The sequence below is a fragment of the Hymenobacter nitidus genome, assembly GCF_020447315.1.
GTDB lineage: Bacteria > Bacteroidota > Bacteroidia > Cytophagales > Hymenobacteraceae > Hymenobacter > Hymenobacter nitidus.
This window is the reverse complement of the sequence record NZ_JAJADQ010000004.1, coordinates 264343-290001: the sequence shown is the minus strand read 5'-3', so window position 1 is coordinate 290001 and position 25659 is coordinate 264343. Positions and strand designations below refer to the sequence as shown.

Genomic DNA, 25659 nt, shown 5'->3' with positions numbered 1-25659 from the left:
TTTTTACCGCGGCTGCTTGAGAAGGCAACCCGTACGGGATTCTAAGCTTTGGGTTTGGCTGCCTCGGCTCGTTTGGCGGCCTGCTGCGTAAGTCGCTGCTGGGCCAGGCGCTTGGCCTTAAGGACCCTAATGCGCTTGGCTTCGTCCAGGTCAACGGCCGTAATCAGCTTGTTTTCGGTGAGTTGGGTGGGCGCCGGGGCTGGCAGGGCCTTGGGCGCATCCGACGATTTGGTGCCAATCGGCTCCAGGGCCAGCGTCACGACGGTGCCGCGCCGGATGCCGCTGCCCGGCGCTATGGACTGCTGCCGCACGCGGCCGGTGCCCAGGGCCTTCACCCGCAAGCCGCGGTTTTCAAGCAGAAACAGCGCGTCGCGCAGCGTCAGGCCGGTTACGTCGGGCACGCGGCCGGGGCGCACGGCCACCGGCTTCCAGTCCACGGCATTCACGTTGGAGTCGGCACGGTTGGCCCGCACCCAGTCGTCGCCCGAAGCCTGGGAATGGTTGCTCACGCCCAGCTTCTGGCACACCATCGTCAGCTCGTCCTGCAAGCCAGCCCGCACGTAGGGCACTTTCGACTTGTTGGCCGGGGCCCGGGCCAGTAAGGGGCGCTGGCTGGCCATGTCGCGGGCCATGGCTTTGTCGGCTACTTCCCGGAAAATCGGGGCCGCTACCTGGGCTCCCGACCAGTTGGCGCCCTTGGGGGAGTCGACCACCACGATGCAGCTGTACTTGGGGTTATCGGCCGGGAAATAGCCGCAGAAGCTGGTGGAGTACTGCTTGGTATACTGACCGTTCTTGAACTTCCAGGCCGTGCCAGTTTTGCCCGCAATGGAGAAGTCCGGGGTCTTAATCGCGCGGGCCGTACCGTTCAGCACCACGCCTTCCAGCATGGCACGCAGCTTAACAAGTGTTTCATCCGAGCAGATTTTGGGAATCAGCACCTTGGTTTCGAAGCGCTCCAGCACCTTGTCGGCCTGCTTGATTTCTTTTACAATCATGGGCTGCACCTTCACGCCATTGTTGGCAATGGCGTTGTAGAAGGCCAGGGTCTGGAGCGGAGCCAGCTTCAGCTCGTAGCCAATGCACATGGTGCTAAGCGAGGTGCGGCTCCACGACCGGTCCGTGGGGTCCTTGATATAGGGCCGGGCCTCCCCAGCCATCTGGAAACCCAGCGGCTTGTCAAGCCCAAACTGCTTGAGGTAGTCGGTGTACTTGTTGGGGTTGGCCGAGAAATGGTCGTTGATGAGCTTGGCTACCCCGATGTTGGAGGAATTCTCAATTACCTGCTTCACCGACAGGCGCCCGTAGGCGTGGGTATCGGTCTTTACGGCTCCGGCAATGCGCATCGAGCCGGTGCGGCCGGTGTTTACCGTGTCGTCGAGCGACAAGTCCTTGTTGTCTTCCAGCAGGGCCATCATCGAGGCCAGCTTGAAGGTCGAGCCCGGCTCGGTGCGGCCCTGGTCGGCAATGGCGTAGTTGTAATCCTCGCGGTAGACGCCGTCGGCTACTTTGCCCAGGTTGGCCACGGCCTTGATTTCGCCGGTCTGCACTTCCATCAGAATCACGCAGCCGTACTGGGCACTGTTGTCGACCAGCGACTTGTACAGCGCATTTTCGGCCACGTCCTGCAGGTTGATGTCGAGCGTGGTTTTCACATCGTAGCCGGGCTGGGGCTTCACTTCCGTGCCGTCGTAGATGGGCTTGTTGCCGCCGGGCAGGCGCTCAAACAGGGCTTCGCCGTCTTTGCCGGCCAGGTGGCGGTTGTAAGTGAATTCCAGGCCCGCGCCGTTTTTGTCTTCGTTCAGGAAGCCGATGGTGCGCTGGGCCAGCCCACCGAAGGGTCGGAAGCGCTTATCTACTTTCTCGAAAATAACGCCGCCCTTGTTTTTGCCGGCCCGGAAAATAGGCCACTGGGTCAGCATTTTCTTTTCCTGGTAGTTGATCTGGCGCGAGTTCAGCCGTACGTAGCGGATTTTGGCCGACCGGGCATTCTTCAGCTTGCGTTGATATTCCTGCGGGCTCCGGTCGCCGAAGAAGCGCGACAGCAGCAGCGACAAGGAATCCACCGACTGCTTGCTGAACGTCTTGTCGTCCACCACGCTGGGGTCCCAGGCCACCCGGAAAAAGGGCAACGAGGTAGCCATAATGCTTTCGTTATCGGAGTAGATATTGCCGCGGGTGGCAAAAACGGGCTGGTATACGATGCGCCGCTCCTGCTCCAACGAGCGCCACTTGTCGCCCTCCTTGAACTGAATGCGCGACACCTTCCACATGATGGCGGCCGAAAACAGGCAGACGCCCAAAAACGCCAGCCGGACGCGGGTAACAATGGATTTTTTAACGCTTCCTTTCATGGCTCTGACGGGAAGAGTTGGTGGAATGAGTAGTCGTAGCAGAGTGGGCACCGGCGGCCTGCACCGAATCGACCAGGGCCGTCGAGTCGGCCGCCGACATGGCCGCCAGCGAATCGGCGGCAATAACGGGCACGGCATCCAGTTCGGCTTCGTCGAGGCGACCGGCGGGCACCGTAATGCGGAAAGGCGGCGAGGAGCTTTCGACCAGTCCGTAGGCCGCTACTTTGCGGGCCACTTCGCTTTGCTTGCTGGCCTCCATGTAGTCCGATTTGAGCGTGGTGTAGTCGGCCCGCAAATCCTCGGTTTCCAGCTTCAGCTTCTGAATGCTGCGGTTCATGCGGTTGCCCCAGTGCGTGTTGCCGATGTAAACCAGCGTCAGGAACATGATAAACAGCACGTGCGGCAGGTACTGCACCGGCAGGCCCTCCCGGAAGATGCTGTCGACGCTGGTGAGCCGGTCGAGCAGGGTAAACACGCTCCAGGTGCTGCGCGGCGCGGCTTTCTCCCGCTTGGCAGCCTTGGGCTTGGGCGCGGGCTCCGGCTCGGGTAGGGGCGCAGGCTCGGGAGCCGCGGCGGCGGGCACGGGCGCAGCTTCCCGGGGCACATTGGCGCGGGGCGGCGTATTAGCGACGGGTTTGAGGGTATTGGTAGCCAAAATCTCGGGAGAGGAAAAGGAGGTTGGCGTATCAGCTTAAAAAATCAACTGCACGAAAGCGGCGGCGCGGCGCGAAAATCCGGCCAGTTTTAGGTTCACTCGTCGCGGCGCACCGCGATGCGCAGCTTGGCCGAGCGGGCCCGGCTGTTCAGTGCCACCTCTTCGGCGGTGGCTTCCACGGGTTTGCGTGTCAGCACCTCGAAGGGGGTGTTGGTGTGACCAAACAGGTCTTTTTCGGCTTCCCCGAAAAATTTTCCCTTGGCCATGAAGTTCTTGACCAGCCGGTCTTCGAGCGAGTGATAGGACATAACCACCAGCCGGCCACCGGGGCGCAGCACCTGGGCCGTTTGCAGCAGCATTTCCTGCAGGGCCGCCATTTCGTCGTTCACCTCGATGCGCAGGGCCTGGAAAACCTGGGCCAGATACTTGTTTTCCTTGCCCCGGGGCGTGCAGGGCTGAATGGCCTTTTTCAGGGCCGCAATGGTCTGAATAGTCTGCCCGCGCCGCGCCGTCACCAGCGTGTTGGCCAGTGTGCGGGCGTTGGTGACTTCGCCGTACATGCCGAAAATGCGGTGCAGCTCGGCCTCGGAGTACTCATTCACGATGTCGCCGGCGGTCCGGTCGCCTTCGGGGTCCATGCGCATATCCAAGGGGCCGTCGAAACGGGTGCTGAAGCCCCGCTCGGGCGTGTCAAACTGGTGCGAGGATACGCCCAGGTCGGCCAGCAGACCATCGACGGGCAGCACGCCGCGCTGCTCCAGCTCGGCCTGTAGGTCGCGGAAATTGGCCCGCACAAAAGTGAACTGGGGCCGGGCCAGCTGGGCTGCCTCCTGCTCGGCATCGGCATCCTGGTCGAAGCTGTAGAGGTGGCCGCTGGTCAGGCGCTCCAGAATGCGGGCCGAGTGGCCCCCGCCCCCAAAGGTGACGTCCACGTAGCGGCCGTCGGGGCGCAGGTCGAGGGCTTCGAGGCACTCGGTCAGCATCACGGGGCGGTGGTAGGCGGTATCGTTGTCGTAGTCGGGGCTCATGCGGCAAGGGGGCCGCTGGCGGGCGGTGTGTCGGTGGATAAAAACTTCTGGGCCAGCTTCGAGAAGCTCTGCTGGTCTTTGATCAGGAACTCGTCGTATTTCTCGGGGTCCCAGATTTCGCAGCGGTTGCCCAGGCCCACGATAATGGCTTCCTTCTCGATGCCGGAGTAGCGCAGCATGGTGCGCGGCAGCATAAAGCGGCCGATGTTGTCGAGCTCCACTTCCGTCATTCCGCGGAAGAAGTTGCGCTGAAACTGCCGGTACTCCTCGTTGAACTCATCCAGGGCCATCACCTTGTCGTGAATCACGCGCCACGATTCGCGCGGGTACAGCACCAGACAGGGCTCGAACCCGCGCACCAGTACCAGCTGGTTGCCGGAGGCTTCCGGCAGGTTGCCCTTCACCTTGGCGGGCAGCACCAAGCGCCCTTTCGGGTCCAGCTTGCACTCATATTCGCCAGAGAGAAGGTTCATAGATGCCAGGAGTGCCGACGAGGCGTGGGAATGGGATGATAGCAAAAGTACGCAATGCCCCGGAAAAGGCAACCACGATTTACCATTTTCTACCACTACGCAAAACTGCCGTTTGCAGCTACCAGAAGCAGTTTTTCTTTCCTCTTTACCTGTCCCGCCCAAGAAGGAGGTGGTAAAAAAAGACGTTTTTGCCAAAATGGCAGCCCGTGCCCCACGGGGTAAACCGCCCGCACAGGGGCCGGGGAAGCGGAGCACTATCAACCGAATACTGTACTTCCTACTTCTGCATTGTACACGGTAGTCTAAGCCGCCGTACGTATCTTTGCCGTTGTGAAACGCCCTGTGCTCCACCGGCTCTTCAGCGGCTTTATGGCCCTGCTCGTGCTCACCGCTTCGGTGGGACTCACGGTACTGTCGCATACCTGCCGCAGCAGTGGTCGCAGCACGGCCAGCATCATCTTCAGTGCGCCCGAGCACAAGTGCCCGCCGGCTGCCGAAGCTCAGCAGAATTCTCACCTGCTCTCCGATAAGGCTCAGCTTAAAAAATCCTGCTGCGAGTTTGATGCCCACTTTCACAAGCTCGACGCTACCGCGCATGCCCTGGCCAAGCACCTGGTGCCTTCCTTTACCTTGGCACTGCCGCCGGTAGCCAGCTGGGTACCGTTTGCGCCTTCCCACCTGCTAGCCCAGGCAACGGCCTGGCACGCCAGCGACTCTTCTCCGCCCCTACGGGCCGGCCGGCACCTGCTGGCTTTCGTCTGCACCTGGCGGGTTTAGATTTTTTCCGGCGCTGCGCAACGTAGCGCGGGGCAGCTGCCCCTGTTTCTCCGGCAAGAATTCTAATACCAGACTATATGTACTCTTCCATAGGGCGCCGCTTTTTGGCCGTGCTGGGCCTGTTGCTCAGTAGCGCCGTGGCCTTTGCCCAGTCCGATGCCATTCCGCCCGTGCAGGGCCAGGTGATGGACGCAGCGGGCAGTTCCCCATTGCCCGGCGCCGTGGTGCGCTGGCTGGAAGCCGCTAATTCCAGTGCTACCACCGATGCCAGCGGCAAATTCACCCTGGTTCGGCCCGCCCGCGGCCAGGTCAGCCACCTGATTATCAATTCCCTCGGCTATAAAGCCGACACCCTGGCCGTGGCGGCCACCGACCGGGCCTTCCTGCGGGTAGCCCTGCGCCGGTCCGTGGAGTTGGGCGAGGTCAAAATCGAGGAGCGCGCCCCGGCCTACTCCTCGCTGACGCCCACCAACACCCAGGTGATTACCAGCCGCGACCTGACAAAATCGGCGTGCTGCAACCTGGCCGAGAGCTTCGAAACCAATGCTGCCGTGGAGGTGTCGACCACCGATGCCGTGTCGGGGGCCAAGCAGATTCAGCTGCTGGGCCTCGATGGGGCCTATTCCCTGCTCACCGTCGACAACCAGCCCGCCTTGCGGGGCCTGGCCACTCCCTACCGCCTGAGCTACCTGTCGGGCACCTGGATTGAGGGCATCGACATCATCAAGGGCATGGGCTCGGTGGTGAACGGCTACGAAAGCATTTCGGGGCAGGTAAACGTGCGCCTGAAAGACCCGGAAAAAGCCGAGCGCCTGCTGTTCAACGCGTATGGCAACGACCTGGGCAAATTTGACCTGAACCTGAATCTGGCCACGCCGCTCAGCAAAAAGCTCAGCACGGCCCTGCTGCTGCACTCCGACCACCTCGGCCGCCGCGTCGACCGGAACAAGGACGGCTTTATGGACCTGCCGCTGGCCACGCAGTATAATGTGTTCAACAAGTGGAAATACAAGTCGGGCACCGGCATCGTGAGTGAGCTGGGAGTGGGCGCCCTGCGCGAAACCCGGGAAGGCGGCCAAACGGGGTTCCGCAAGGATGCCCCCGGCGCTTTCTACGGTACCACCCTAACCACGGACCGCTACACTGGCTTTTCCAAAACCTCCTATACCTGGCCCGGCCGCCCCTACCAGAGCCTGGGCCTGCTGCTCAGCGGCACCAGCCACGCGTTTGATTCCCGGTACGGTAAGCGCACCTACGACGGTGCCCAGCGCACGGGCCTGGCAACGCTGCTGTTCCAGAGCGTACTGGGCACCACAGCCCACACCTACCGCCTGGGTGCCAGCTACCTGCACGACAACTACCAGGAGCTGTACATCGGGCAGCACCACCAAGGAGAAAACCGCCGCCGCTACGAGCGGGTACCGGGCGCTTTTGCCGAGTATACCTACCAGAATGCCCGCAACCTGACGGTGGTCGGCGGCCTGCGCCTGGACCGCCACAACCTCTACGGCTGGGTGCTGACGCCGCGCCTGAACGTGAAATACGACGCGCTGGCCAACACGGTGCTGCGTCTGGCCGCTGGCACGGGTTTCCGCACGGCCAACCCCATTGCCGAAAACTCGGGCATGCTGGTCAGCTCCCGCGACTTTGTTATCAGCAACAACCTACGGCCCGAGCGCGCCTGGAACGTGGGGGGCAGCTTCACGCAGTATTTCACGGTAGCGGGCCGGCCGGCTACGTTTGTTACCGACTACTACCACACTGAGTTCCGCAACCAGGTGGTAGCCGATGCTTACACCGCTCCAATGTTGCTGCAAATTAGCAACCTGGAGGCCGGGGGCCGCTCCTTTTCGCGCAGCTTCCAGACCGAGGTACAGGTGGAGCCGCTGAAAGGCCTGCAAGCCAAGGCGGCATATAAGTACCTGGATGTGCAAACCACCTACGGCGGCGAGCTGCTGCCCAAGGCCCTGACGCCCCGCCACCGCCTGTTTGCCAACCTCGGCTACGCCACGGCCTTTGACAAGTGGCGCGCCGACCTGACGGCCCAGTGGTTTGGCCAACGGCCCCTGGCGCACAACCCGGGCATGCCCGGGCATACCGGCCACGGCACCGACCCCGCACCGCTCACGCTGAGATACGCCCCGCGCTACGCCCTGCTCAACACCCAGGTAACGCGGGCCTTCAAGCGGCTGGAAGTGTATGTGGGCGTCGAGAACCTGACCAACTACCGCCAGCCCGATGCCATTGCGGGGGCCGCTACTCCCTTCGCATCCGGCTTCGACGCGGCCATGATCTGGGGGCCCACCTACGGGCGCCTCACCTACGCCGGCCTGCGCTTCACGCTTGAGTAGCCGTGGGCACTTCTTCCGGCAGGCTCTTTGTTACCAGGGCCACTGTCATTCTTGCTTCTTCCCGTACATCTTCTGCCTCTAGTCATCTTCCCATTCTCATGAAAACCTTCAAATCCTTTCTGCTGACGGCATTTGTAGTGCTTACCGGCCAGCTTAGCTACGCCCAGACGGCCCCCGCGCCCAAAGCCAAAGGCCCCACCACCGAGCAGCTCCAGATGAAAACCTCGGCCGTGTGTGACATGTGCAAAACCCGCCTGGAAAAGGCTATGGCCTACGAAAAAGGCGTGCAGGGAGCTACCCTGGACGTCGCCAGCCAGGTTCTGACCGTGTCGTACCGGCCCGACAAAACCACCCCGGCCGCCTTGCGCACCGCCGTGCAGCGCACGGGCTACGATGCCGATAAAGAAGTAGCCGATGCCCGCGCCTACGACCGGCTGCCGGATTGCTGCAAGAAAACAAACGCCGTGCACACCGATTCCGGCCACTAAGTGGCGGAGTTACCTACCGAACATATACCAACGAAGAAGCCTGCTCGGTTAGAAGCAGGCTTTTTTGTGTTATGGCTAACGTGAATTCAACCCGGCTCAGGCATGGGCGCCCGGTGCCAGCTTGACGTCAAACTCCAGCACGGCGCTGAACGCCAGGGAACGGGTAAGGCGGCGGCGGTTGGTGCCGGATATTTCCAGAGTGAAGGAGTCGGCGCGCAGATACTCCAGCAGGTTTGGCTCGCCCTGGGGCTCCATCACGATGCGCGTGGGATGCACATTGCGGCTCGAAAAGGAAGCAATAGACACCTTGCGGCCATTGGCCGTCAGAAAGCAGCTGCCGCTTTCCAGGGCGGCCAGCGTGGGCGTACCCCGGCCGATGGCCTGATTGGTTTCGGGGTGCCACTCCAGGCGCACGGAGCGCAGAATGACCGCCACTACTCCGGGCCGGGTGAGGCTCGACAAGCAGGGCAGCGTGTTGGGCAGCGTCGTTTCGCAAAGATAGATCAGATCCATGCTTGGGTCGATGCGCAGATTGATGGCCCGGGTATTCAGCCCGAAGGCCGACCGAAGCGACTTGCGTACGTCCTGGTGATTGGCGATGGTCAGCTCAACCCCCAGCACAACGGGCGGCAAAACCGACCTGGAAGTACTGGTAATACGTTTCATAAGAGATAGGTGTGTTGGTAGGAGCACTCATGCGCGAGAAGAAAACAACCAGAACCACCTAGGCAGAGGTCAGGATTTATTTCAGTAAAAGTTATGTAATTCTATTATTGCCAAGATCTTAAAGTATAGCAACCCCCACCGAAAGTAGATGGAAGCTCGGGATTAGCCCGTCGAGTATTGATTTCTTCTTATAATTAATAGCACAAATCGATTTAAACTTTCTATATTCACCCACTTCCTATTCGAAACTCGTGCTTTATGAAGATTAGCTGTTTGCTGCTCGACGACGATCCGCTGGTGCTGGATTTGCTGCAGGCCTATGTGGCTATGACGGATGTATTGGATGTGAAAGCGGCTTTTACTGACCCCCTGGATGCACACCGCTACCTGATGCACCACGACGTGCAGGTGCTGTTCTCCGACGTGACCATGCCCCACCTCAGCGGCCTGGACCTTGTCCGCTCCCTGCAGCACCCGCCGCTGGTGGTACTGATGACTTCCTACCCGCAGTACGCCATGGAAGGCTTTAACCTGGACGTCATCGACTTTTTGCTCAAGCCCATTTCGCTCGACCGGTTTCTGAAAGCCGTCAATAAAATAGCCGGTATTCTGCGCACTAACCTCGTGGAATCGGATGGCAACCAGGATATTCTCTCGGGCTGGGGCTCTTTCTTTATTCGCACCGACGCGCAATTTGTGCGCCTGCACTACCGCGAAGTCCTGTATATCGAGGCCCTGAAGGACTTCACCAAAATCAACACCGCCGATGGCCGTACGCACCTGACGCTGGTGAACCTAAAGAACATTGAGGAGCAGTTGCCCCCGGGCCTGTTCGTGCGCACGCACCGCTCCTACCTCGTCAATACGGCCCGCATCGAGGCCGTGAGCAATCTGGAAGTAAAGGTGGGCGGCCATTCCCTGCCGCTGGGCCAAACCTACCGTGAGCGGGTGACCGAGCGAATCGTCAACCGCTCCCTCATTCGGCGGCAGCAGCCACAGTAATATGCGGGCTGGGCGCCACTTCCTCGGCTTGCCCGGGACTCAGAGCGGGCAGCGTGAAAGTGAAGGTTGTGCCCTGCGCCACCACGCTGACGAAGGAAAGCTGGCCGCCGTTGCGCTCCACAAATTCCTTGCACAGCTGCAGGCCTAGGCCCGTCCCTTTTTCGCGGGCGGTGCCAATAGTGGAGAAAGGTCCTGCCTTGCCGAATACCTTGTCGTGGTCGGCAGCCGGAATGCCGACGCCAGTATCGTGCACGGCTATGCTCCAAAACCCTCCCTGGTGCGTTGCTGACAGCGTTACGGTCCCGCCTTCCGCCGTGAACTTAATGGCGTTGCCCAAGAGGTTACGCAGCACCAGCCGCACCATGTTAACGTCGGCCCGCACCAAGGTCGGCACCGGCAATTGGTTGAGCAGCAGAATAGTTTTGCGCTCAGCATCGCCCAATAGCAGCGACACGGCCTCCTCGGCCAGCACATCGAGGCGCAACCGCTCGGGCCGGATCTTGTCGTGCTTCATCTGCGCCGCCGACCAGTTGAGCAGGTTATCGAGCAGCAACAGCGTGGTGTTCAGGCCGCGGGTGAGACGGGCCGAATGCAGGGCCAGCCGCTCGGGCGGCAACGAACCCATATTCAGCAGGCTGAGCAACGAATACAGGGAGCTGAGCGGGCTGCGCAAGTCGTGGGAGATAACCGAGAACAGGGTATCCTTGGTTTGGTTGAGACGGCCCAGCTCCTCTTTCTGCCGGTTGATGGCGGCATTCTTACGCTCCAGCAGCTTATTGACCCGCGCCTGCTGCTGCCGCCCCCGATACAGCACGGCCACGAGTATCAGCAGCAGCACGCCCCCGGCCGCCAGGGCATTGCGCAGCACCGCCTGCTGCCGCAGCTTGGCCTCCTGAATCTGACGATCCTTGGTCAGCAGCTGAATTTCCCGCTCCTTCTTCTCGGTTTCATACCGGGTGCGCAGCTCGGCTACCTGGGCGGAGCGCTCCTCGGCAAAAGCACTGTCTTTCAGCCCCGCAAACCGCGTCATGGTCGCCAGCGCCTGCCGATAATTGCCGGTGCGCCGGTATAGGCTGGCCAACGACTGATATATAGCGCTCAGCTGAGTTTTGGAGCCCCCGAGCCGCGCTATTGGAATGCTACTTACCAGTGTACGCTCCGCGGCGGCGGCATGGCCCAGGGAATCGTGGGTGGCAGCAACGGCCTGCCACAGGGCGGCACGCACACTTGCCGGCGCGGTATGGGGCAATAGCTGCTCGGCCCGCACAAAGCTGTTGAGCGCTATGATGTCGTTATCCATATCCTGGTACACCCGCCCGACGTTGGCCATGCTCTCGCTCAGCGGCAGACTATCGGTGGGCCGGGCTACCTGCATAGCATGGCGCAGGTGAAACAGGGCGCGGCTGTAGTTCTTTTGCTGATAATGCAGGTTCCCAACGGCATTCAGGGTGGCCGCCATTCTGGTGGAGTCATGGGTTTGCTGCCACGCCACTAAGGCCTGATTGTGGCTTGCCAAGGCTTGTTGCCACTTACGCTGCCGCCCGTAGAGAACTCCTAACCGTTCTTGCACATGGGCAATGCTAGTGGGAAGCCCCAGCTTCGTGAAGCCCCGCAACGCCGCCTGATACACGCGGTGAGCCTGCCCCGTGTCGCCCTGACTAAGTAGAGTGCTGCCCAAATGCACCAGGTCGACGTTGGCCTGGCGGGGCTGGCGCAGCTGCCGATGCAGGCGCAGCGCGGCCCGGTAATGCTGCAGCGCCTGGTCGAAGCGAAGAAGCTCGTGCTGGGCCGAGGCAATTACGCGGTGTCCGACAGCCTGCTTGTCTGTACTCTTGGCAACCAAGGCCTGCTGCAGCAAATGCTGTCCGTAGCGCAGACGAGCCTCCGGGTGGAACGGCAACGGCTTGTTGGTTAGCGCCAGGTCCTTTTGCAGGGTATCAGGGAGAGCCTGCGACGCGGGGTCGGCAGCGGCGGCCAGCGCCCCCAAAGTGCTTGGCAACACTACGCCACTAATGAGCGCCCAGGTACAGCAAATGTGTAAGCAGAACGAACAGAAGCGCGTCATGGCCAATCTTGCAGCTCAACAACAGGTTGTGAAGCTTGAATATAGGCACATTCCGTGTTTAAATTTCCTCCTGTAGCACCGCTCAGTCAGGAAATTTGTTGCGCAATCTGTTAATGTTCAGCTTACTTGGTCTGCCACAGCCGCCACCAGGGCAGGTAGGGCTGGTCGTGGTGCTCGTAGTGGTAGCCGAAAAAGTAGCAGCTGACAAAAGCCCACACATGGTGGCGCAACTGGGTGCGCGACTTGTGCGGGTTATCGGGCGCATGCTCGCCCCGGTGTGGCAGGTAGGTCCCAAAGAAAAATAGCTGCACGGTAGCCAGCACGGCCGGCACCATCCAGAAGGCAATAACATTGGCCATCGGGAAAGCCAGCTTAAGCAGATTGTAAGTCAGGGCCATCAAGCCGATCTGCCACCACGTGACGTAGTTCAGGGCAAAGCGCACCAGCCAGGGCAGAAAGCCCTGGTGTTTGCCGTCATGGTAGTCGGGGTCGGCGGCGGTACCAACGTGGCGGTGGTGCTCGTGGTGCTTGGGCAGCAGCCGCGGATACCAGTTGTAGGCAAACAGAAAGGCCGCCACCGTGCCCAAGGCCGTATTGAGGCGGCGGTTGGCACTCACCACGCCGTGCATGGCATCGTGGGCCGTGATGAACAAGCCCGTGTAGAGGTGGGTCTGTAGCACCGCCAGCAGATACGGCCAGGGCGTTTGCCAATTGGGCCGGTAAAAAGCCAGCAGAAATATCAGCAGCGCAGTCCAGACCACCATAATACTCAACGCTACCCCCGGCCCAGTCCAGCCCAGGGGCTCGGGCTTTACCCGGTGGGGGGCAGGCGAAACGAGAGTAGATGAGGATGAGGTTGCGGGCATGAAATCAAAAGCTGAAGGCACTCAGAAGGCACTACGGCACGGCGAAGTTCGCGGTTTTACAGGGCCAGCAGGGCATCCCGCACGTCTTCCATCAGCCACATGGGCGTGCTGGTGGCGCCGCAGATACCTACTGACTGACCCGGCTGAAAGACATCGGCCCGCAGCTCTTCGACCTTGGAAATGAAGTGCGTGTTGGGGTTGGTATCCTTACACACCTGGTATAATACCTTGCCATTGCTGCTTTTGGTGCCCGAAACAAACACAATCTGGTCGTACTGCGCGGCAAACTTGCGCAGATCTTTGTCGCGGTTGCTGACCTGTCGGCAGATAGTGTCGTTGGGGTTCACGGCGTAGCCCCGGTGCTCCAGCTCGCCTTTGATGCGGTAGAAGCTGTCGGTGCTTTTTGTAGTCTGGCTGTAGAGCGTGATGTTGGCCGGCAGCTCATGGCTCAGCAGCTCATCCAAGCTTTCGAACACCACGGCGTTGCCGCTGGTCTGGCCCAGCAGGCCGCGCACCTCGGCATGGCCGTGCTTGCCGTAAATAAAAATCCGCTCCTTCTTATCGTAGCTGGTTTTAATGCGGTTCTGCAGCTTGAGCACCACCGGGCAGGAAGCGTCAATCAGCGTCAGGTCGTTTTGCAGGGCCGTCTGGTAGGTGCTGGGCGGTTCACCGTGGGCCCGAATCAGCACTTTCTCGTCGCGCAGCTGCTCAAACGTGTCATAGTCGATGATGCGCAGGCCGCGCTGCTCGAGGCGCTGCACCTCCTCATCGTTGTGCACGATGTCGCCCAGGCAGTAAAGGTAGCCCTGCTCGTCGAGAATATCTTCCGCCATCTGAATGGCATAGATTACGCCGAAACAGAAACCGGAATTAGGATCAATACGGACGCTCAGGTGGTGCGGCATAGCTCGGAAACCAAGGAAGCGGGCGGAATGTTACGGTTGGGCTTCACGGAGGCAGAAGATACGAAATACAAGCTAGATGCGGTTCTGACTACGGAGTAAGATTCTGTGTTAAGGAGTTAAACACGCAAAGCAGCTCCTTGTCTGCCCCATGTCCGCCTCCTTGCTACCATCAACCTAACATAAAGGCATTTAGTTTTCTGTCATCTATACTCGCTACCTGCGCTTTTGTTTTACTTTACACCTATAAAACATAAACAAAAGAACTCAGCTGCAAACACAAAAAGAGCCGTTCCAAAGCGTAGAACGGCTCTTTTGTGGTATTTCTTGTAGCTCTATTGCACTAGCTGCTAATGCGGTTGAGTTGCTGAGCCTCTTCGTCGCTGACGTGGCCCCGGCTCACCAGAAACCCGCGTACGGTCTGGAAAGCCTCAGCATCCAGCCCCGATTTGGGGTGCTTAAGCAAGGTTTGCACCAACAGCTGCCGGTCGTCATCCACATGCTGGCTCAGGCCCAGAAACGACGGCAGGTTGGTTTCCACACTGAAGCGCAGGAAGCGTACCTCGGCATTATTCGGGTCCAGGGCTACGGCCTGGTCGAAAGTGCGGCTGGCGGCCTGCACGTAGCTAAGCTTGTTGAACATGGAGGCGTCGCGGGCCCGGATGGCCTCAGCAGCGCCCTTATAGCCCAGGATTACGGCATCTTTATCGTTGTAGTCGGCCATGAGCTTGTAGAACTTTTCGCCGGCCGATTTGTCGGCGGCAGCTTGCTCGTAGTGGCGGCGAAGGGCAGATAGGTGGTAGGGAGAAGTGGCGGGCACAGCAGAGAATAGGGTGAAAAGCGGGAAAAGAAACAACAGAAAACGTTTCACGTGGCAGTGAGTTCGTGGTCAGATAGCCCGGAGGCGATAACGAAAGTACGAGCCCATGAGCAACAAAAGTTTCGTGTTGTCGGGCACGCGTACCCGCTCTCCCAATATTCGTGCCGCCGGCAGCTGCCGGATTTTGTGAAAAAGCTTGAGGTAATACACGTACGCCAGGTACACGCCTAGGCGCGCGGCGCGCGGCAACTGCACGATGCCCGCGTAGCCCGCCTCGAAGTCGGCCCGGATATCGGCCTCAATTTCGCGCTTCACTGCGTCGTCGAACCGCTCGTACACCACGCCGGGGAAGTATACCCGCCCCCGCTCCTCGTAGTCGGAGCGAATGTCACGCAGAAAATTCACCTTCTGAAACGCCGAACCCAAGCGCCGGGCCGGCTCGCGCAGCCGCTCAAACAAGTCGTCGTTGCCCTCACAGAAAATTCGCAGGCACATCAGGCCCACCACTTCGGCCGAGCCGTAGATGTATTCCTCATACATGGACTGGTGGTAGCTGCGGTCTTCCAGGTCCATTTCCATGCTTTTCAGAAAGGCCTCAATAAACTCTCGGTCGATGCCATAGCGGCGCACCATCAGCTGAAAGGAGTGCAGCACCGGGCTCAGGCTAAAGCCCGTGGTCAGGGCCTCATCGGTCTGGCGCCGAAAATCGGCAAACATGGCAGCCTTGTCCCGGTCGTGAAAGGTATCCACAATTTCATCGGCCCAGCGCACAAAGCCATATACCGCATACACCGGCAGATGAAACCGCGGGTCGAGGGTGCGAATACCCAGCGTAAACGAGGTACTGTAGCGCTTGGTAATCAGCTTGCTACAGGCCAGGCTGGTTTGATCAAAGAGGGCGACGTGGTCCAAGGGAAGGGCGGAGTTGGAAGTCAGAGGGAAAGAAGCCGGAACGGAAGCTCCTGCCTTAGTACGGGCGCAGGCGGCTCAGCAGTTTGCCTGCCGCAGCAACCAGCTAACAGTCTGTGCGTTTACGAAAGCTGTCCATAGTTCTACATTCTGGAGGCAACAGGCCAACCTACCGGCGGCGGGCCGGGCCCTGTTCCTTCTCTACTTCCCCGGCCACTACCTGACCCGAAATAAGGGAAGGCGGCACGCCCGGCCCGGGAACCGTGAGCTGCCCCGTAAAATACAGATTATTAACCTTTTTACTTTTCAGCGTGGGCTTCAAAATAGCGGTTTGCCGCAGGGTGTTGGCCAGTCCGTAGGCATTGCCCTTGTAGCTGTGGTAGTCGGCCACGAAGTCGCGGTGGGCGTAGCTGCGCTTGTACACCACCGCGTCGCGGATGTTTTCGCCCACGTGCCGCTCGAGCCGGTCCATAATCAGATGGTAGTACCGCTCCCGGGTTTCGTCGGGGTCAGCCAGGTCGGGCGCCACCGGAATGAGCAGAAACAGGTTTTCGCAGCCGGCCGGCGCCACTGTCGGGTCAGTTTGGGACGGCGCCGACACGTAGAACAACGGTTTGCTGGGCCACTGGGGCGCTTCATAAATCTCGTGGGCGTGCTGCCGGAAGTCCTCGTCGAAGAACAGGTTATGGTGGCGCAGCTTGGGCAGGCGCTTGTTGATGCCCAGGTAAAAGAGCAATGAGGAAGGCGCCATGGTGCGCTTGTCCCAGTAGGCCTCGTCGTAGTGCCGGTATTCGGCCTGGAGCAGGTGCTGCTCAGCGTGATGGTAGTCGGCGCCGGCTACCACCACATCGGCAGCCCGAAAGCCTGCGGCCGTCATTACGCCGGTAGCCCGGCCATTCTCCACCTTTATTTCCCGCACTTCCTGGTTGTATTCCAGCGTCACGCCCTGCTCCTGGGCCAGCTTTACCATACCCTGCACTATCTGGTGCATGCCGCCTTTGGGGTACCAGGTGCCCAGCGCCAGGTCGGCGTAGTTCATCAGGGAGTAGAGCGCGGGCGTGTTTTCGGAAGTAGCGCCCAGAAACAGAATCGGGAACTCCACCAGTTGCAGCAACTTCGGATTCTTAAAGAAGCGGCGCACGTGCTTGTGCATGCTTTGCAGCACATCCATGCGCACCATATCGACCAGCAGCTTCAGGTCGGCAAACTCGAGCAGGGAGCGGCTGGGCGCATACACCAGGCGGTTGATGCCTACCTCATACTTATAGGCCGCCTGCTTCAGAAACTCATCCAGCCGGGCCGCGCTGCCGGGCTCGTACTGTTCAAACAGCTGGCGCAGCTCGGCCATTTTCGCCGGAATATCTACCGCCTCATCCGGCCCAAACACTACCTGGTAGGACGGGTCGAGGCGCAGCAGCTCATAATAGTCGGCTACCTGGCGGCCGAAGCGCTGAAAGTACTTCTCGAAGACATCGGGCATCCAGTACCAGCTTGGGCCCATATCAAAGGTGAAGCCATCAGCCTGAAAAACCCGGGCCCGGCCACCCGGCCCTTCATTCTTTTCGAGCACCGTAACGCGGTAGCCGCGCTGGGCTAGGGAAGTGGCCGCCGACAGGCCAGCAAAGCCGGCCCCGATAACCAGGACGTGTTGGGGAGAAGGGGCGGAAGTCAATACGAGAAGGAGAAAAGGTGGTGGCAAGCTACAAACCCGCTCCCAACTTTGTTTTCACCGGCTCCCAAAGTGGGTAGCCAGCCAAACCAGACATTGTATAATAAGGAGCAAAAAATTACGGGCCGCCAGCCCGGAGCTAGTGCTTCGTGGCTGACGGCCCGTATTACGCCCGGGCGCAAGAACTATTCTCCCTATTCCCTACACGCCGGGGGCGTAAACCTTCAGAGCGTCTTTCAGCTCCTTGCGGGCAATGTGAATGCGGTTTTTTACCGTACCAATCGGAATCTGCAGCTTTTCGGCAATTTCCAGGTACTTGTAGCCGATGTAGTACATCATGAACGGGGTCCGGTAGTCGGCCGACAGGTTGGCAATGGCCTCGTTGATGTCCGTCACCACAAAGTCGGACGTGGCGCCGTTGTGGGTAATGTAGTTTTCATCGGTATTGAAGTACTGGAAGTACTCCGTGCTGTCAATATTGCTATTGCGCTTGGTGATCTTATTATAGTTGTTGATGAAGGTGTTGCGCATGATGGTGTACAACCACGCCTTCAGGTTGGTGCCCGTCTTGAACTTGTCCTTGTTCAACATGGCTTTGAGCAACGTTTCCTGCACCAAATCCTTGGCATCATCAGCGTCGCGGGTCAGGTTCATGGCCACGGGCTTTAGAGAGTAGGAAATCTTTTGTACTTGATCGGTGAATTCCAAAGAGGTCATACTGTTTAGCTTTTCGTGGCAAAAGGTTAAACAAATATACGGGAAGATTTGAATGATGGCTAAGTCAGATAAGAATTTTTCTCAACTAGCCATAATTATATGTCTGTACATTAATTCCCGACCAAGGTACGACCCCATGCTTCGGCAACGACCCTTTTGCCCATAAATTCGGCTTGCCTCCGTTTTCGGGAGATAAACCGGAAGTATTGCCCGATGAAAAAGCCATACTGAAACCCGCTAAAACAAAAGCGCAGCCGGAATGGGCTGCGCTTTTTTAATAAGTACAAGAATAGAATTCTCTTAGGCGCTCTGTTCGTCCTGCAACGTGTCCACGAAACCCAGGAAGTCGGTCATCAGCTTTGGGTGATACGCATTGGCCGGCAAGGTCAGGCTCTGGCTGTTCATCAACGGGCCGTACAGCACCAGCGTGGTACCGGCGCACAGCACCGCCAGCTCGTCGATGTAGCTCTGCACCTGAGCCCGCTCGGGCACCGCCGTCATAACGGTGCAGACCAGGTGGGGATTATAGACCTTGCATACGGCGGCCAACTCAGCGGCCGGCAGGTTTTGTCCCAGATAGAGCACATGCTGCCCCCGGGCCCGCAACGCATAGTTCATAAAGAGGAGTGCTAGCTCGTGCAGCTCTCCCTCGGGCAGATAAAGCACCCAGCGCCGCGACTCACTGGGCAGCACCGGAGGCAGCCGGTCGGTGCCGGCCACGATTTTTTGCCGGATAATATTGGTTACCAAGTGCTCCTGGGCCGGGTTGATACTGCCGGTTTGCCATAGCAGGCCGATGCGCTGCAAAAACGGATAGGCTACGTGCATGATGGCGTCCTCGAAGCCAAGCTGACGGATAGCACCATCAAACACCTTACAGAGCTGGGGCTCATTCATTTCCAGGGTAGCGGCCAGCAGCGCCTGAATTTGGCGGCCAAAGTCGTGGGGATCCTGGCAGCAGGAAATAACGGCCGAAGCCAGCTCCTGCTCACTGAGCTGGGCAATTTTGGAAATGCGATGACCCTGCCCGCACAGCGTAGCCACGTTCAGCAGCCGGCGCAGGTCGTCGTCGCAGTAGGTGCGAATGTTGGTGTGCGTGCGTTCTGGCTGCAGAATACCGTAGCGCTGCTCCCACATCCGGATAGTATGCGCCTTAATACCGGATATATTCTCCAGGTCACTGATTGAAAAATGTCCCACGTATGCTGTCCCTACGAATTCGATGAAGCGGATATATTACGGCGCTGACGCTGGCGCCCCGGAGCCGGCTTGCGAAGTGCCAGCTCAAAATATTTCGGCGACACCCAGAGCATCCCAAACTCCTCGGACCCGTCGCGTCCGGTGGTTTTATGGTGCATCTTGTGCGCCATATTCAAGGCCCGCAGGTATTTGTTGCTGGATTTCCGCCAGAAGCGCAGCCGCCCGTGAATCAGCACATCGTGCACGAAAAAGTAGACGGAGCCATAGGCCGCAATGCCGATACCGACCCAGAACGGCCAGCTTTTCTCGGCCGAGCCGTACATGATGCCAGCCATGGACAGGGCGCCGTAGAACAGAAAGAAGAAGTCGTTGCGCTCAAAGTGGTGCGGGTGCCGCACATGGTGCGAGCGGTGCAGAAACCACAGGGCACCGTGCAGCACGTATTTGTGCATAAACCAGGCAACAAACTCCATTCCCAGAAAAGTAGCCGTGGTGAGGGCTACGGCTGCCGGCGTCGTCATGGATTCGGAAGGTGAAGAGGTGATAAACCGGGATTGTACCTGTATATGAAAGACAAAGCGCTCTTAAGGCAAAAATGTTCTGACGAAACGGCCAGAACACCCTGCTGAAAAATACTCCCGTTTTGTTAGCTGCAGGCCGAATATGGCCTTTTACGCCGATTTTAGTCTAGTTTTCCCAGGAAATCTTCTCCTTGTTCAGGAAGGCCGCAATACCGCGGCGGCAGTCGAGGGAGCCACGGGCTTCGGCGTTCATCTGGGCGGCATAGCGCAAACTGTCCTCCAAGGGCATTTCCGGAATACGGGCCAGCATTTCCTTGGTCAGCTCCATGCTCTGCGCGGAGTTTTCGACGCACAGGCGACGGGCAAACTCGTAGACTTTCTCAGCCAGCTCCTCTTTGGGTACCAGAAAATTCACCAGCCCGAAGTCGGCGGCAGCCTGGGCCGAAATAATGTCGCCGGTGAGCAGGAGCTGCTTGGTGCGGGCCTCCCCTATTTTGCGCAGCAGAAATACGCTGACGATGGCGGGCAGAAATCCGATTTTTACCTCGGTGTAACCGAATTTGGCTTCGGGCACGGCAAAAGCAAAGTCGCAGATGGTAGCCAGCCCGCAGCCGCCCGCCAGCGCGTGGCCCTGCACCTGCCCGATAACTACCTTCTTGAGGGTGTAGATCTGGTGAAACAGCTGCATCAGGTGCGTGGAGTCGGCTAGGTTATCGGTGTAGCCGAAGCCCTGCAGCTCCTGAATGTAGCCAAGGTCGGCGCCGGCGCAGAAAACGGCTCCTTCGGCCCGTAGCACAATTACCTTACAGGACTCGTCTTCCTCAGCAAACTCAAACGCTTCTTTCAGCTCCGACACCATATCGTAGCTGAGGGCATTGCGCTTGTCGGGGCGGTTCAGGGTGATGTAGCCGATGGCGTCGCGCATTTCGTAGCGAATGTAGCGCAGCGCTTCCAGCTCCTGGGTAGGCATATTATCCATGACGATCGTTGCAAAGCGTTGATAGGCAGAGCTATGCGCAAAAAAGTAAAAGCGCGCAGAGCGAAAACGGCGGTAGGTCGGACTTTACCAAACCTAACAAAAATGGTGCTTTAAATAAACTATATAGCGAAGTACGGCCCTATTCGGTTTCGGCCACCCCAGCCGGCAGCCCTGCCGCTACGCGCGGGCGCATGGTAAAAGCACCGCGACTAGTAACGTCATGCGTCTGAAAGCCAGCTGCTTGCAGCAGCGAATCCTGCCGGGCCACGTACCAGGACTTGCAGGAAGAATCGAAAATAACGTGTGCTTTTTCGCCGAACAGCTGAGCTAACTCACTGGGTTTCACCCAGGCATTGCGCCGCAACACCACCACGTCGACGGGGCTGGGCAGCCGGGCATCCTCCACCCTCCCCGTTACAAAAGCCAGGCGAATACCCCGCCACACGCACACCGTCACGTGCGGCGTAGGCTGAGCCGTGGGCATGGGGGCCTGATGCCAGCCGGTGTGGTACGCCACTTGGCGGGCTTCGCGCTGAATAATGCCGGGCACGATGCGATAAGTCCGCTCGGTTTCGGAGAGGGGCAACGAATCGACCGTAACGATGTGGGCGGTGGCTCCCTGCCAGAACCCGCACACCGAGCGGCGCGGAATGCTGTAGATTATCAGCTCTTCGTCGCTCATGTGGGAGCGGGCCGCCCACACGCGGGTACCGGCAAATACGGTCGTCAGCAGACAGGCCAAGCCCAGCCAAGGCAGCCGTTTCACGGCCAGAAAGGTGAGCAGCGCCAGGAGAATGGCAAAGATCAGCCAGGCCTGCGGGGGCGTCACGTGCACGTTCCGAATAAGGGCGCCCGGCATGGTGCGGCCAATCCAGAAGATGTACTCGTTGAAAAGCCAAATCATGTGCTCAAACAGCCAAGCAATGCTTTTGGGCAGCCAGTCGAGCCAAACCAGCAGGGAACCCGGCAGCAAAAGCCCGATGCCGGCTACCAGGCCCTTAGCGGCCAGCAAGGCCAGCCCCACGTACACCGCCACCGAGGAAATGGGTACGGCCACCAGATTGGAAGCCAGAAAACTGAGCGGAAACTGGTGAAAGTAGAACAGGCCCAGCGGAAAAGTGGCCACCTGCGCCGCCAACGACAGCGCCGTAGCCTGCCAGATCCAGTCGGCAACCCAACCAGCGGCTTTCCAGAGCTTTTGCACGGCCACAGGCTGCCAGGGCCGGATACGCGCCGCCGCCCGGTCCTTGAAATCAAGCCAGGAGGCAATCTGGGGCTGCAGGTACACGATGCTGAGCACCGCCAGAAAAGACAGCTGAAACCCGACGTCGGCCAGCAAATAAGGGTCGTAGCACAGCAGGCAGAAAGCGGCGACGGCCAGGGTGTTGTACATATTGCTTTGCCGCCCCGAAGCCCGCGCCACAATAATAAAGCTGAACATGACGGCGGCCCGCAGCACCGAGGCCGAGAGGCCCGTCAGAAAGGCGTAGCTCCAGATAACGACCAGCCCCACGCCTGCCGACCAGTACCGAAAGCCGCGGGTGGCACCAAAGAAATGCTTCAGGCTCAGGGTAACCAGCGTGAACAGCAAGCCCACCTGCAGGCCCGAAACGGCCATGATATGCGTGGTGCCGGTGTTGGCATAGGCTTGTTTGGTGTCCTGGTCCACTTCATCCTTGATACCCAAGACCAGGGCCGAGGCCAGAGCATATTCGCGCTTGTGCTGCACGTACTGCCGAAACACGCCGTCGAGTACCCGCGCGGCCCGCATGCTGACGGCCTTCAGATAGAACGGTGGCTGAAAGGCAATCGGGCGGTACTGGTCGGCGTGAATAAACTGCTGGTGGTAAATCTGGTGGTAGCCCAGGTAGCGGCGGTAGTCAAACTCGCCCGGATTGAGCGGGGCCTTGGCCGGGGCCGGGCCGCCGCGCACCAGCCACACGTCGCCGTAGCGGGGCGCGGCCACGCCCGAGTCGCGGGGCACCGACACCCGGATGCCGCCCAGCGCCGCCCGCCACTTCCCCCCGATGCGCACCGCCGACACGCGCACAGTCGTGGCGTAGGTAGCGGGCCGCACCACGGTATAATCGTCGACCACGGCGCGGTAAAACTCGATGTCCCCCCTGAGCTGACTTAGGTGCTCGGGGCGGCGCTTTTCGGTGGCCTGCTGGGTGAGCGTGAGGCCCGCACCGAATAAGGTAATAATGGCTAGCCAGCCGGCGGCATCCGTGGGCCCGGGCGCCGGGCGGCGGTTGGCCCAGGTTTGCACCGCAACAAACAGCAGGGTAAGTCCGGCCAGCGGCCAGCGCAGATCCGGCAGAGCGGCCCCGATATACAGGTAGGTTAAGACGCCACCGGCCAGAGACAAAAACAGGCGCACAAAGACATACGGAGCCCAGTGTATCATAACAGAATAGCAGAGTAAATAGCAATAGTGACTTAACGCACCAAGTATACTCAAACTAATCCGCAGTTTCCGGCCATACCTCAGGAAAGAGTTTCCTGACTACTGATGCTCGGGCCGGTTCCAGACCATTTTAAAGTGCTCGATGTCGCACTCGGTGAACTGGTCCCCGACTTTGCTGAAGCCGTGCCGCTCGTAGAACGGAATGGCCCGCAGCTGCGCATTGAGGTACACAATGGCTTCGGGATGTTCGTGCTGCACATCCTCCAGCACCCGCTTCAGCAGCACGCTGCCCACGGCCTGATTGCGAAATTCGGGCAGCACGGCGAAACGCTCCAGCTTCACGCCATTCTCAGTGGTACGCCAGCGGGCCGCGCCGCAGGGAGTGCCATCGGTGGCCCGAGCCAGGTAGTGGCGGGCGTCGGTACGGTCGTGCACGTCGTATTCGGCGTCGGCGGGCACGCCCTGCTCGTGCACGAATACGGTTTCGCGGATGGTAAAGGCGGCGTCCAGGTCGCGCAGGTCAGAAACGGGCTCGGCAGAAATCATCGGTGGTAAGGCCTGCGGACAGGCGTGTAAGTGAAGCACAAAGAAAGGCCAATGGCCGCAAACAAAAGAACCACCTGCGTTGCAGGTGGTTCTTTTTTATCGTCCTAAAAACCGCTCTACAGCTGCTGCTCGCGGTTTACCGGCAGATTCGTCATGCCGTCGTCCTCGGGGCGGGCGTCGGGGTGGCGGGCCGGGTCGGGTGCCGGCGTGGTGTTCGAGCGGTAGGGCCGGGCCTCGCGCACGGGCCGGTTGGCCTGGTCGCGCTGCTCGTTGGCATCGTGCCGGTCGTAGGCCACTACGATTTCCTTTACCAGGCGGTGGCGCACCACGTCGTCGGCCGTCATTTCCACGAAACCGATGCCGCGCACGTCCTTCAGAATGTCCAGAGCCTGCATCAAGCCTGATTTCTGCTTGGTGGGCAGGTCAATCTGGCTCCGGTCACCGTTCACCATCACCTTCGCCATGGGGCCCATGCGGGTCAGGAACATCTTCAGCTGCGAGGGCGTGGTGTTCTGGGCCTCGTCCAGCAGCACAAAGGCGTTGTTGAGCGTACGGCCGCGCATGTAGGCCAGCGGGGCAATTTCGATAATCTTGTTTTCCTGGTAGAATTTCAGCTTTTCGGCCGGAATCATGTCTTCCAGGGCGTCGTAAATCGGGCGCAGATACGGGTCGACCTTTTCCTTCATGTCGCCGGGCAGAAAACCCAGGCTTTCGCCGGCCTCCACTACGGGTCGGGAAATGATGATCTTCTTTACCTCCTTGTTTTTCAGAGCCCGTACGGCCAGCGCCACCGAAATATAGGTTTTGCCGGTACCGGCTGGTCCGAGGGCAAATACCAGGTCATTTTTCATGACGGCGTCTACCAGTCGTTGCTGGTTGGGAGTCTTGGCTTTGATAACGCCGCCCTTGGCGCCGAAGACGATGACGTCGGCGGGCGAGGTCATGGCAATCTGCCGCTCTTCCTGCTCCTCGTCGGAGGAGGAAAGGTACTGGGCGACGGTTTTGTCGGTGATTTGCCCGAATTGATGATAATGCTCAATCAGAGACGACAGGATTTCATTGATCCTGGCAATTACGGGCGTCTGTCCCTGAATTTTAATTTCGTTGCCTCGCGAAATAATTTTGCTGCCGGGAAAAGCCGCGGCCAGCTGGCGGATGTTCTGATTGTCGGGTCCGAGGAAGTCGACAAGAGAGACGTTTTCGAGCGTGATGATTTTCTCGACCAAACTGTAGTTGCTTTTAAGCTGAGAGAGTTAGAGAATGCTGCGGGCGAAAGGGAGGGTGGTTCCGCCCAAATCGCCTACTTTTGCCGCCCCTAGAGCAGGGTAAACAATAGTACGAATAACTGAGAAATTCCGGCATGGGGCTGATTACGTTTCTATCCGACTTTGGCTACCGCGACCATTACGTGGCCGCCGTGAAAGCCCGGATTATGCAGCTGGCGCCCACCCAACCGGTTCTGGACATCAGCCACGCTGTCGAACCCTTTAACATCGCGCACGCCTTACACGTTCTCGATTCCGTATTTCGCGACTTTCCCAAGGGCACGGTCCACCTGATTGGCGTCAACGACCACGGCGGCGCCAAGGGCGGCTGGCAGGCGGCCCTATTTGAGGACCACTACTTTGTGGCGGCCAACAACGGCCTGCTGGCCCTGCTCACCGACGGTAAGCCCGAGGAGCTGGTGCAGATTCCGGCCGCCGCTACCTCCTCTCCTACCCGCGACATCCTGACTCCCGCCGCCGTACACCTGGCCCAGGGCGGCCTGCTAACAGACCTTGGCCCCATTGCCAGCGACTCGTACCAGCTGCTGAACCGGCAGCTGCGCCTGCAGGACAACCGCATTACCGGCCATGTTATTCACGTGGACCACTACGGCAACCTGATTACCAACATCAGCCGCACGGCTATGGAAGTTATAGCCCGGGGCCGCCCCTGCACCATTCACTTCGCCCGCGAAACCGTGCGCGAGGTAGCGCCCCACTTCCAGGCTGCCGACCCCGGCGACGCGGTCTGCATCTTCAACAGCCAGGACCGCCTGTGCATCGGGGTAAACCAGGGCAATGCCGCCGAGCTGCTCGGCCTCTATTTCGACTCGCAGGTTGATATTCGCTTTCCAGTAGAAGGCTAACGGCAATTGTTGTTGGCTACAAAACTGCTCTGAATTGCCTGGATCGACGTTTTACTATTGTTTAATTATTATGTTAATCAAGTAGCGTCATTCTGTCACCTTCCATTTTTCCACCCATTTCCTTCTCTTAATA

23 protein-coding genes are annotated in these 25659 nt (G+C 59.5%); 5 read left to right on the top strand and 18 right to left on the bottom strand.

Annotated features, from left to right (window positions below; all coding sequences use genetic code 11):
• Positions 1–41: 41 nt before the first annotated feature.
• The 4 genes from LGH70_RS09610 to mraZ all read right to left on the bottom strand — a co-directional run bounded on the left by LGH70_RS09610 (position 42) and on the right by mraZ (position 4510).
• A complete protein-coding gene (locus LGH70_RS09610) occupies positions 42–2354 on the bottom strand; it encodes a penicillin-binding protein (RefSeq protein ID WP_226185017.1) in 2313 nt (770 codons plus the stop codon).
• Positions 2338–3009, bottom strand: coding sequence for an FtsL-like putative cell division protein (locus tag LGH70_RS09605; RefSeq protein ID WP_226185016.1), 672 nt, complete (start codon positions 3007–3009; stop codon positions 2338–2340). The genes LGH70_RS09610 and LGH70_RS09605 overlap by 17 nt, the downstream gene beginning before the upstream one ends.
• 95 nt (positions 3010–3104) lie before the next feature.
• On the bottom strand, positions 3105–4037 hold the full coding sequence (gene rsmH, locus LGH70_RS09600; RefSeq protein WP_226185015.1) for a 16S rRNA (cytosine(1402)-N(4))-methyltransferase RsmH: 933 nt from the start codon (positions 4035–4037) through the stop codon (positions 3105–3107).
• Positions 4034–4510 (bottom strand): division/cell wall cluster transcriptional repressor MraZ, encoded by a 477-nt coding sequence (gene mraZ / locus LGH70_RS09595; RefSeq protein WP_135394020.1) that lies wholly within the window; start codon positions 4508–4510, stop codon positions 4034–4036. The genes rsmH and mraZ overlap by 4 nt, the downstream gene beginning before the upstream one ends.
• 330 nt (positions 4511–4840) lie before the next feature.
• On the opposite strand from mraZ, the gene LGH70_RS09590 reads away from it, so the two are divergent.
• From LGH70_RS09590 to LGH70_RS09580, 3 genes are all read left to right on the top strand, one after another.
• Positions 4841–5287: an HYC_CC_PP family protein gene (locus LGH70_RS09590; protein ID WP_226185014.1), complete on the top strand. Its 447-nt coding sequence runs from the start codon at positions 4841–4843 to the stop codon at positions 5285–5287.
• A gap of 77 nt (positions 5288–5364) precedes the next feature.
• Positions 5365–7638, top strand: coding sequence for a TonB-dependent receptor (locus LGH70_RS09585; RefSeq protein WP_226185013.1), 2274 nt, complete (start codon positions 5365–5367; stop codon positions 7636–7638).
• Between the two features lie 98 nt (positions 7639–7736).
• Positions 7737–8126: a heavy-metal-associated domain-containing protein gene (locus LGH70_RS09580; protein WP_226185012.1), complete on the top strand. Its 390-nt coding sequence runs from the start codon at positions 7737–7739 to the stop codon at positions 8124–8126.
• Positions 8127–8222: 96 nt separating this feature from the next.
• On the opposite strand, the gene LGH70_RS09575 is transcribed toward LGH70_RS09580, so the two are convergent.
• Positions 8223–8792 carry a hypothetical protein gene (locus LGH70_RS09575; RefSeq protein WP_226185011.1) on the bottom strand — a complete coding sequence of 190 codons (570 nt, stop codon included), beginning with the start codon at positions 8790–8792 and terminating at the stop codon, positions 8223–8225.
• Positions 8793–9050: 258 nt separating this feature from the next.
• On the opposite strand from LGH70_RS09575, the gene LGH70_RS09570 reads away from it, so the two are divergent.
• Positions 9051–9794, top strand: a complete 744-nt coding sequence (locus LGH70_RS09570; RefSeq protein WP_226185010.1) for a LytR/AlgR family response regulator transcription factor — start codon at positions 9051–9053, stop codon at positions 9792–9794.
• Here the strand turns inward: LGH70_RS09570 and LGH70_RS09565 are convergent.
• From LGH70_RS09565 to LGH70_RS09505, 13 genes are all read right to left on the bottom strand, one after another.
• Entirely contained in the window at positions 9769–11796 is a 2028-nt protein-coding gene (locus LGH70_RS09565; protein ID WP_226185009.1) for a tetratricopeptide repeat-containing sensor histidine kinase, read from the bottom strand. The genes LGH70_RS09570 and LGH70_RS09565 overlap by 26 nt on opposite strands.
• 185 nt (positions 11797–11981) lie before the next feature.
• Positions 11982–12623, bottom strand: a complete 642-nt coding sequence (locus LGH70_RS09560) for a fatty acid desaturase (RefSeq protein WP_226185289.1) — start codon at positions 12621–12623, stop codon at positions 11982–11984.
• A gap of 158 nt (positions 12624–12781) precedes the next feature.
• Positions 12782–13630: a 4-hydroxy-3-methylbut-2-enyl diphosphate reductase gene (locus LGH70_RS09555; protein ID WP_226185008.1), complete on the bottom strand. Its 849-nt coding sequence runs from the start codon at positions 13628–13630 to the stop codon at positions 12782–12784.
• Between the two features lie 340 nt (positions 13631–13970).
• A complete protein-coding gene (locus tag LGH70_RS09550; protein WP_226185007.1) occupies positions 13971–14447 on the bottom strand; it encodes a hypothetical protein in 477 nt (158 codons plus the stop codon).
• Between the two features lie 69 nt (positions 14448–14516).
• Positions 14517–15359: a phytoene/squalene synthase family protein gene (locus tag LGH70_RS09545; RefSeq protein ID WP_226185006.1), complete on the bottom strand. Its 843-nt coding sequence runs from the start codon at positions 15357–15359 to the stop codon at positions 14517–14519.
• 166 nt (positions 15360–15525) lie between these two features.
• On the bottom strand, positions 15526–17028 hold the full coding sequence (locus LGH70_RS09540; RefSeq protein WP_226185005.1) for a phytoene desaturase family protein: 1503 nt from the start codon (positions 17026–17028) through the stop codon (positions 15526–15528).
• Between the two features lie 198 nt (positions 17029–17226).
• Positions 17227–17742 (bottom strand): sigma-70 family RNA polymerase sigma factor, encoded by a 516-nt coding sequence (locus tag LGH70_RS09535; RefSeq protein WP_135462914.1) that lies wholly within the window; start codon positions 17740–17742, stop codon positions 17227–17229.
• Positions 17743–18042: 300 nt separating this feature from the next.
• Positions 18043–18942 carry a MerR family transcriptional regulator gene (locus tag LGH70_RS09530; protein WP_226185004.1) on the bottom strand — a complete coding sequence of 300 codons (900 nt, stop codon included), beginning with the start codon at positions 18940–18942 and terminating at the stop codon, positions 18043–18045.
• Between the two features lie 11 nt (positions 18943–18953).
• Positions 18954–19463, bottom strand: coding sequence for a sterol desaturase family protein (locus LGH70_RS09525; RefSeq protein ID WP_226185003.1), 510 nt, complete (start codon positions 19461–19463; stop codon positions 18954–18956).
• Positions 19464–19629: 166 nt separating this feature from the next.
• Positions 19630–20442, bottom strand: a complete 813-nt coding sequence (locus LGH70_RS09520) for an enoyl-CoA hydratase/isomerase family protein (protein ID WP_226185002.1) — start codon at positions 20440–20442, stop codon at positions 19630–19632.
• A gap of 139 nt (positions 20443–20581) precedes the next feature.
• On the bottom strand, positions 20582–22849 hold the full coding sequence (locus LGH70_RS09515; protein ID WP_226185001.1) for a ComEC/Rec2 family competence protein: 2268 nt from the start codon (positions 22847–22849) through the stop codon (positions 20582–20584).
• A 99-nt stretch (positions 22850–22948) separates the two neighbouring features.
• Positions 22949–23395 (bottom strand): GNAT family N-acetyltransferase, encoded by a 447-nt coding sequence (locus LGH70_RS09510; RefSeq protein WP_226185000.1) that lies wholly within the window; start codon positions 23393–23395, stop codon positions 22949–22951.
• Positions 23396–23511: 116 nt separating this feature from the next.
• Positions 23512–24621, bottom strand: coding sequence for a PhoH family protein (locus LGH70_RS09505; protein WP_226184999.1), 1110 nt, complete (start codon positions 24619–24621; stop codon positions 23512–23514).
• 134 nt (positions 24622–24755) lie between these two features.
• Here LGH70_RS09505 and LGH70_RS09500 point away from each other — a divergent pair, with 134 nt between their 5' ends.
• Entirely contained in the window at positions 24756–25526 is a 771-nt protein-coding gene (locus LGH70_RS09500; protein ID WP_226184998.1) for an SAM hydrolase/SAM-dependent halogenase family protein, read from the top strand.
• The last annotated feature ends 133 nt before the right edge of the window (positions 25527–25659 follow it).

What these genes read in the sequence shown, in the direction of transcription:
- LGH70_RS09500 (WP_226184998.1), top strand. Translation starts at nt 24,756, where the DNA reads ATGGGGCTGATTACGTTTCTATCCGACTTTGGCTACCGCGACCATTAC.
- LGH70_RS09575 (WP_226185011.1), bottom strand. Translation starts at nt 8,792, where the DNA reads ATGAAACGTATTACCAGTACTTCCAGGTCGGTTTTGCCGCCCGTTGTG.
- LGH70_RS09585 (WP_226185013.1), top strand. Translation starts at nt 5,365, where the DNA reads ATGTACTCTTCCATAGGGCGCCGCTTTTTGGCCGTGCTGGGCCTGTTG.
- LGH70_RS09525 (WP_226185003.1), bottom strand. Translation starts at nt 19,463, where the DNA reads ATGACGACGCCGGCAGCCGTAGCCCTCACCACGGCTACTTTTCTGGGA.
- LGH70_RS09510 (WP_226185000.1), bottom strand. Translation starts at nt 23,395, where the DNA reads ATGATTTCTGCCGAGCCCGTTTCTGACCTGCGCGACCTGGACGCCGCC.
- rsmH (WP_226185015.1), bottom strand. Translation starts at nt 4,037, where the DNA reads ATGAGCCCCGACTACGACAACGATACCGCCTACCACCGCCCCGTGATG.
- LGH70_RS09520 (WP_226185002.1), bottom strand. Translation starts at nt 20,442, where the DNA reads ATGGATAATATGCCTACCCAGGAGCTGGAAGCGCTGCGCTACATTCGC.
- LGH70_RS09570 (WP_226185010.1), top strand. Translation starts at nt 9,051, where the DNA reads ATGAAGATTAGCTGTTTGCTGCTCGACGACGATCCGCTGGTGCTGGAT.
- LGH70_RS09560 (WP_226185289.1), bottom strand. Translation starts at nt 12,623, where the DNA reads ATGGTGGTCTGGACTGCGCTGCTGATATTTCTGCTGGCTTTTTACCGG.
- LGH70_RS09580 (WP_226185012.1), top strand. Translation starts at nt 7,737, where the DNA reads ATGAAAACCTTCAAATCCTTTCTGCTGACGGCATTTGTAGTGCTTACC.
- LGH70_RS09515 (WP_226185001.1), bottom strand. Translation starts at nt 22,849, where the DNA reads ATGATACACTGGGCTCCGTATGTCTTTGTGCGCCTGTTTTTGTCTCTG.
- mraZ (WP_135394020.1), bottom strand. Translation starts at nt 4,510, where the DNA reads ATGAACCTTCTCTCTGGCGAATATGAGTGCAAGCTGGACCCGAAAGGG.
- LGH70_RS09610 (WP_226185017.1), bottom strand. Translation starts at nt 2,354, where the DNA reads ATGAAAGGAAGCGTTAAAAAATCCATTGTTACCCGCGTCCGGCTGGCG.
- LGH70_RS09555 (WP_226185008.1), bottom strand. Translation starts at nt 13,630, where the DNA reads ATGCCGCACCACCTGAGCGTCCGTATTGATCCTAATTCCGGTTTCTGT.
- LGH70_RS09535 (WP_135462914.1), bottom strand. Translation starts at nt 17,742, where the DNA reads ATGACCTCTTTGGAATTCACCGATCAAGTACAAAAGATTTCCTACTCT.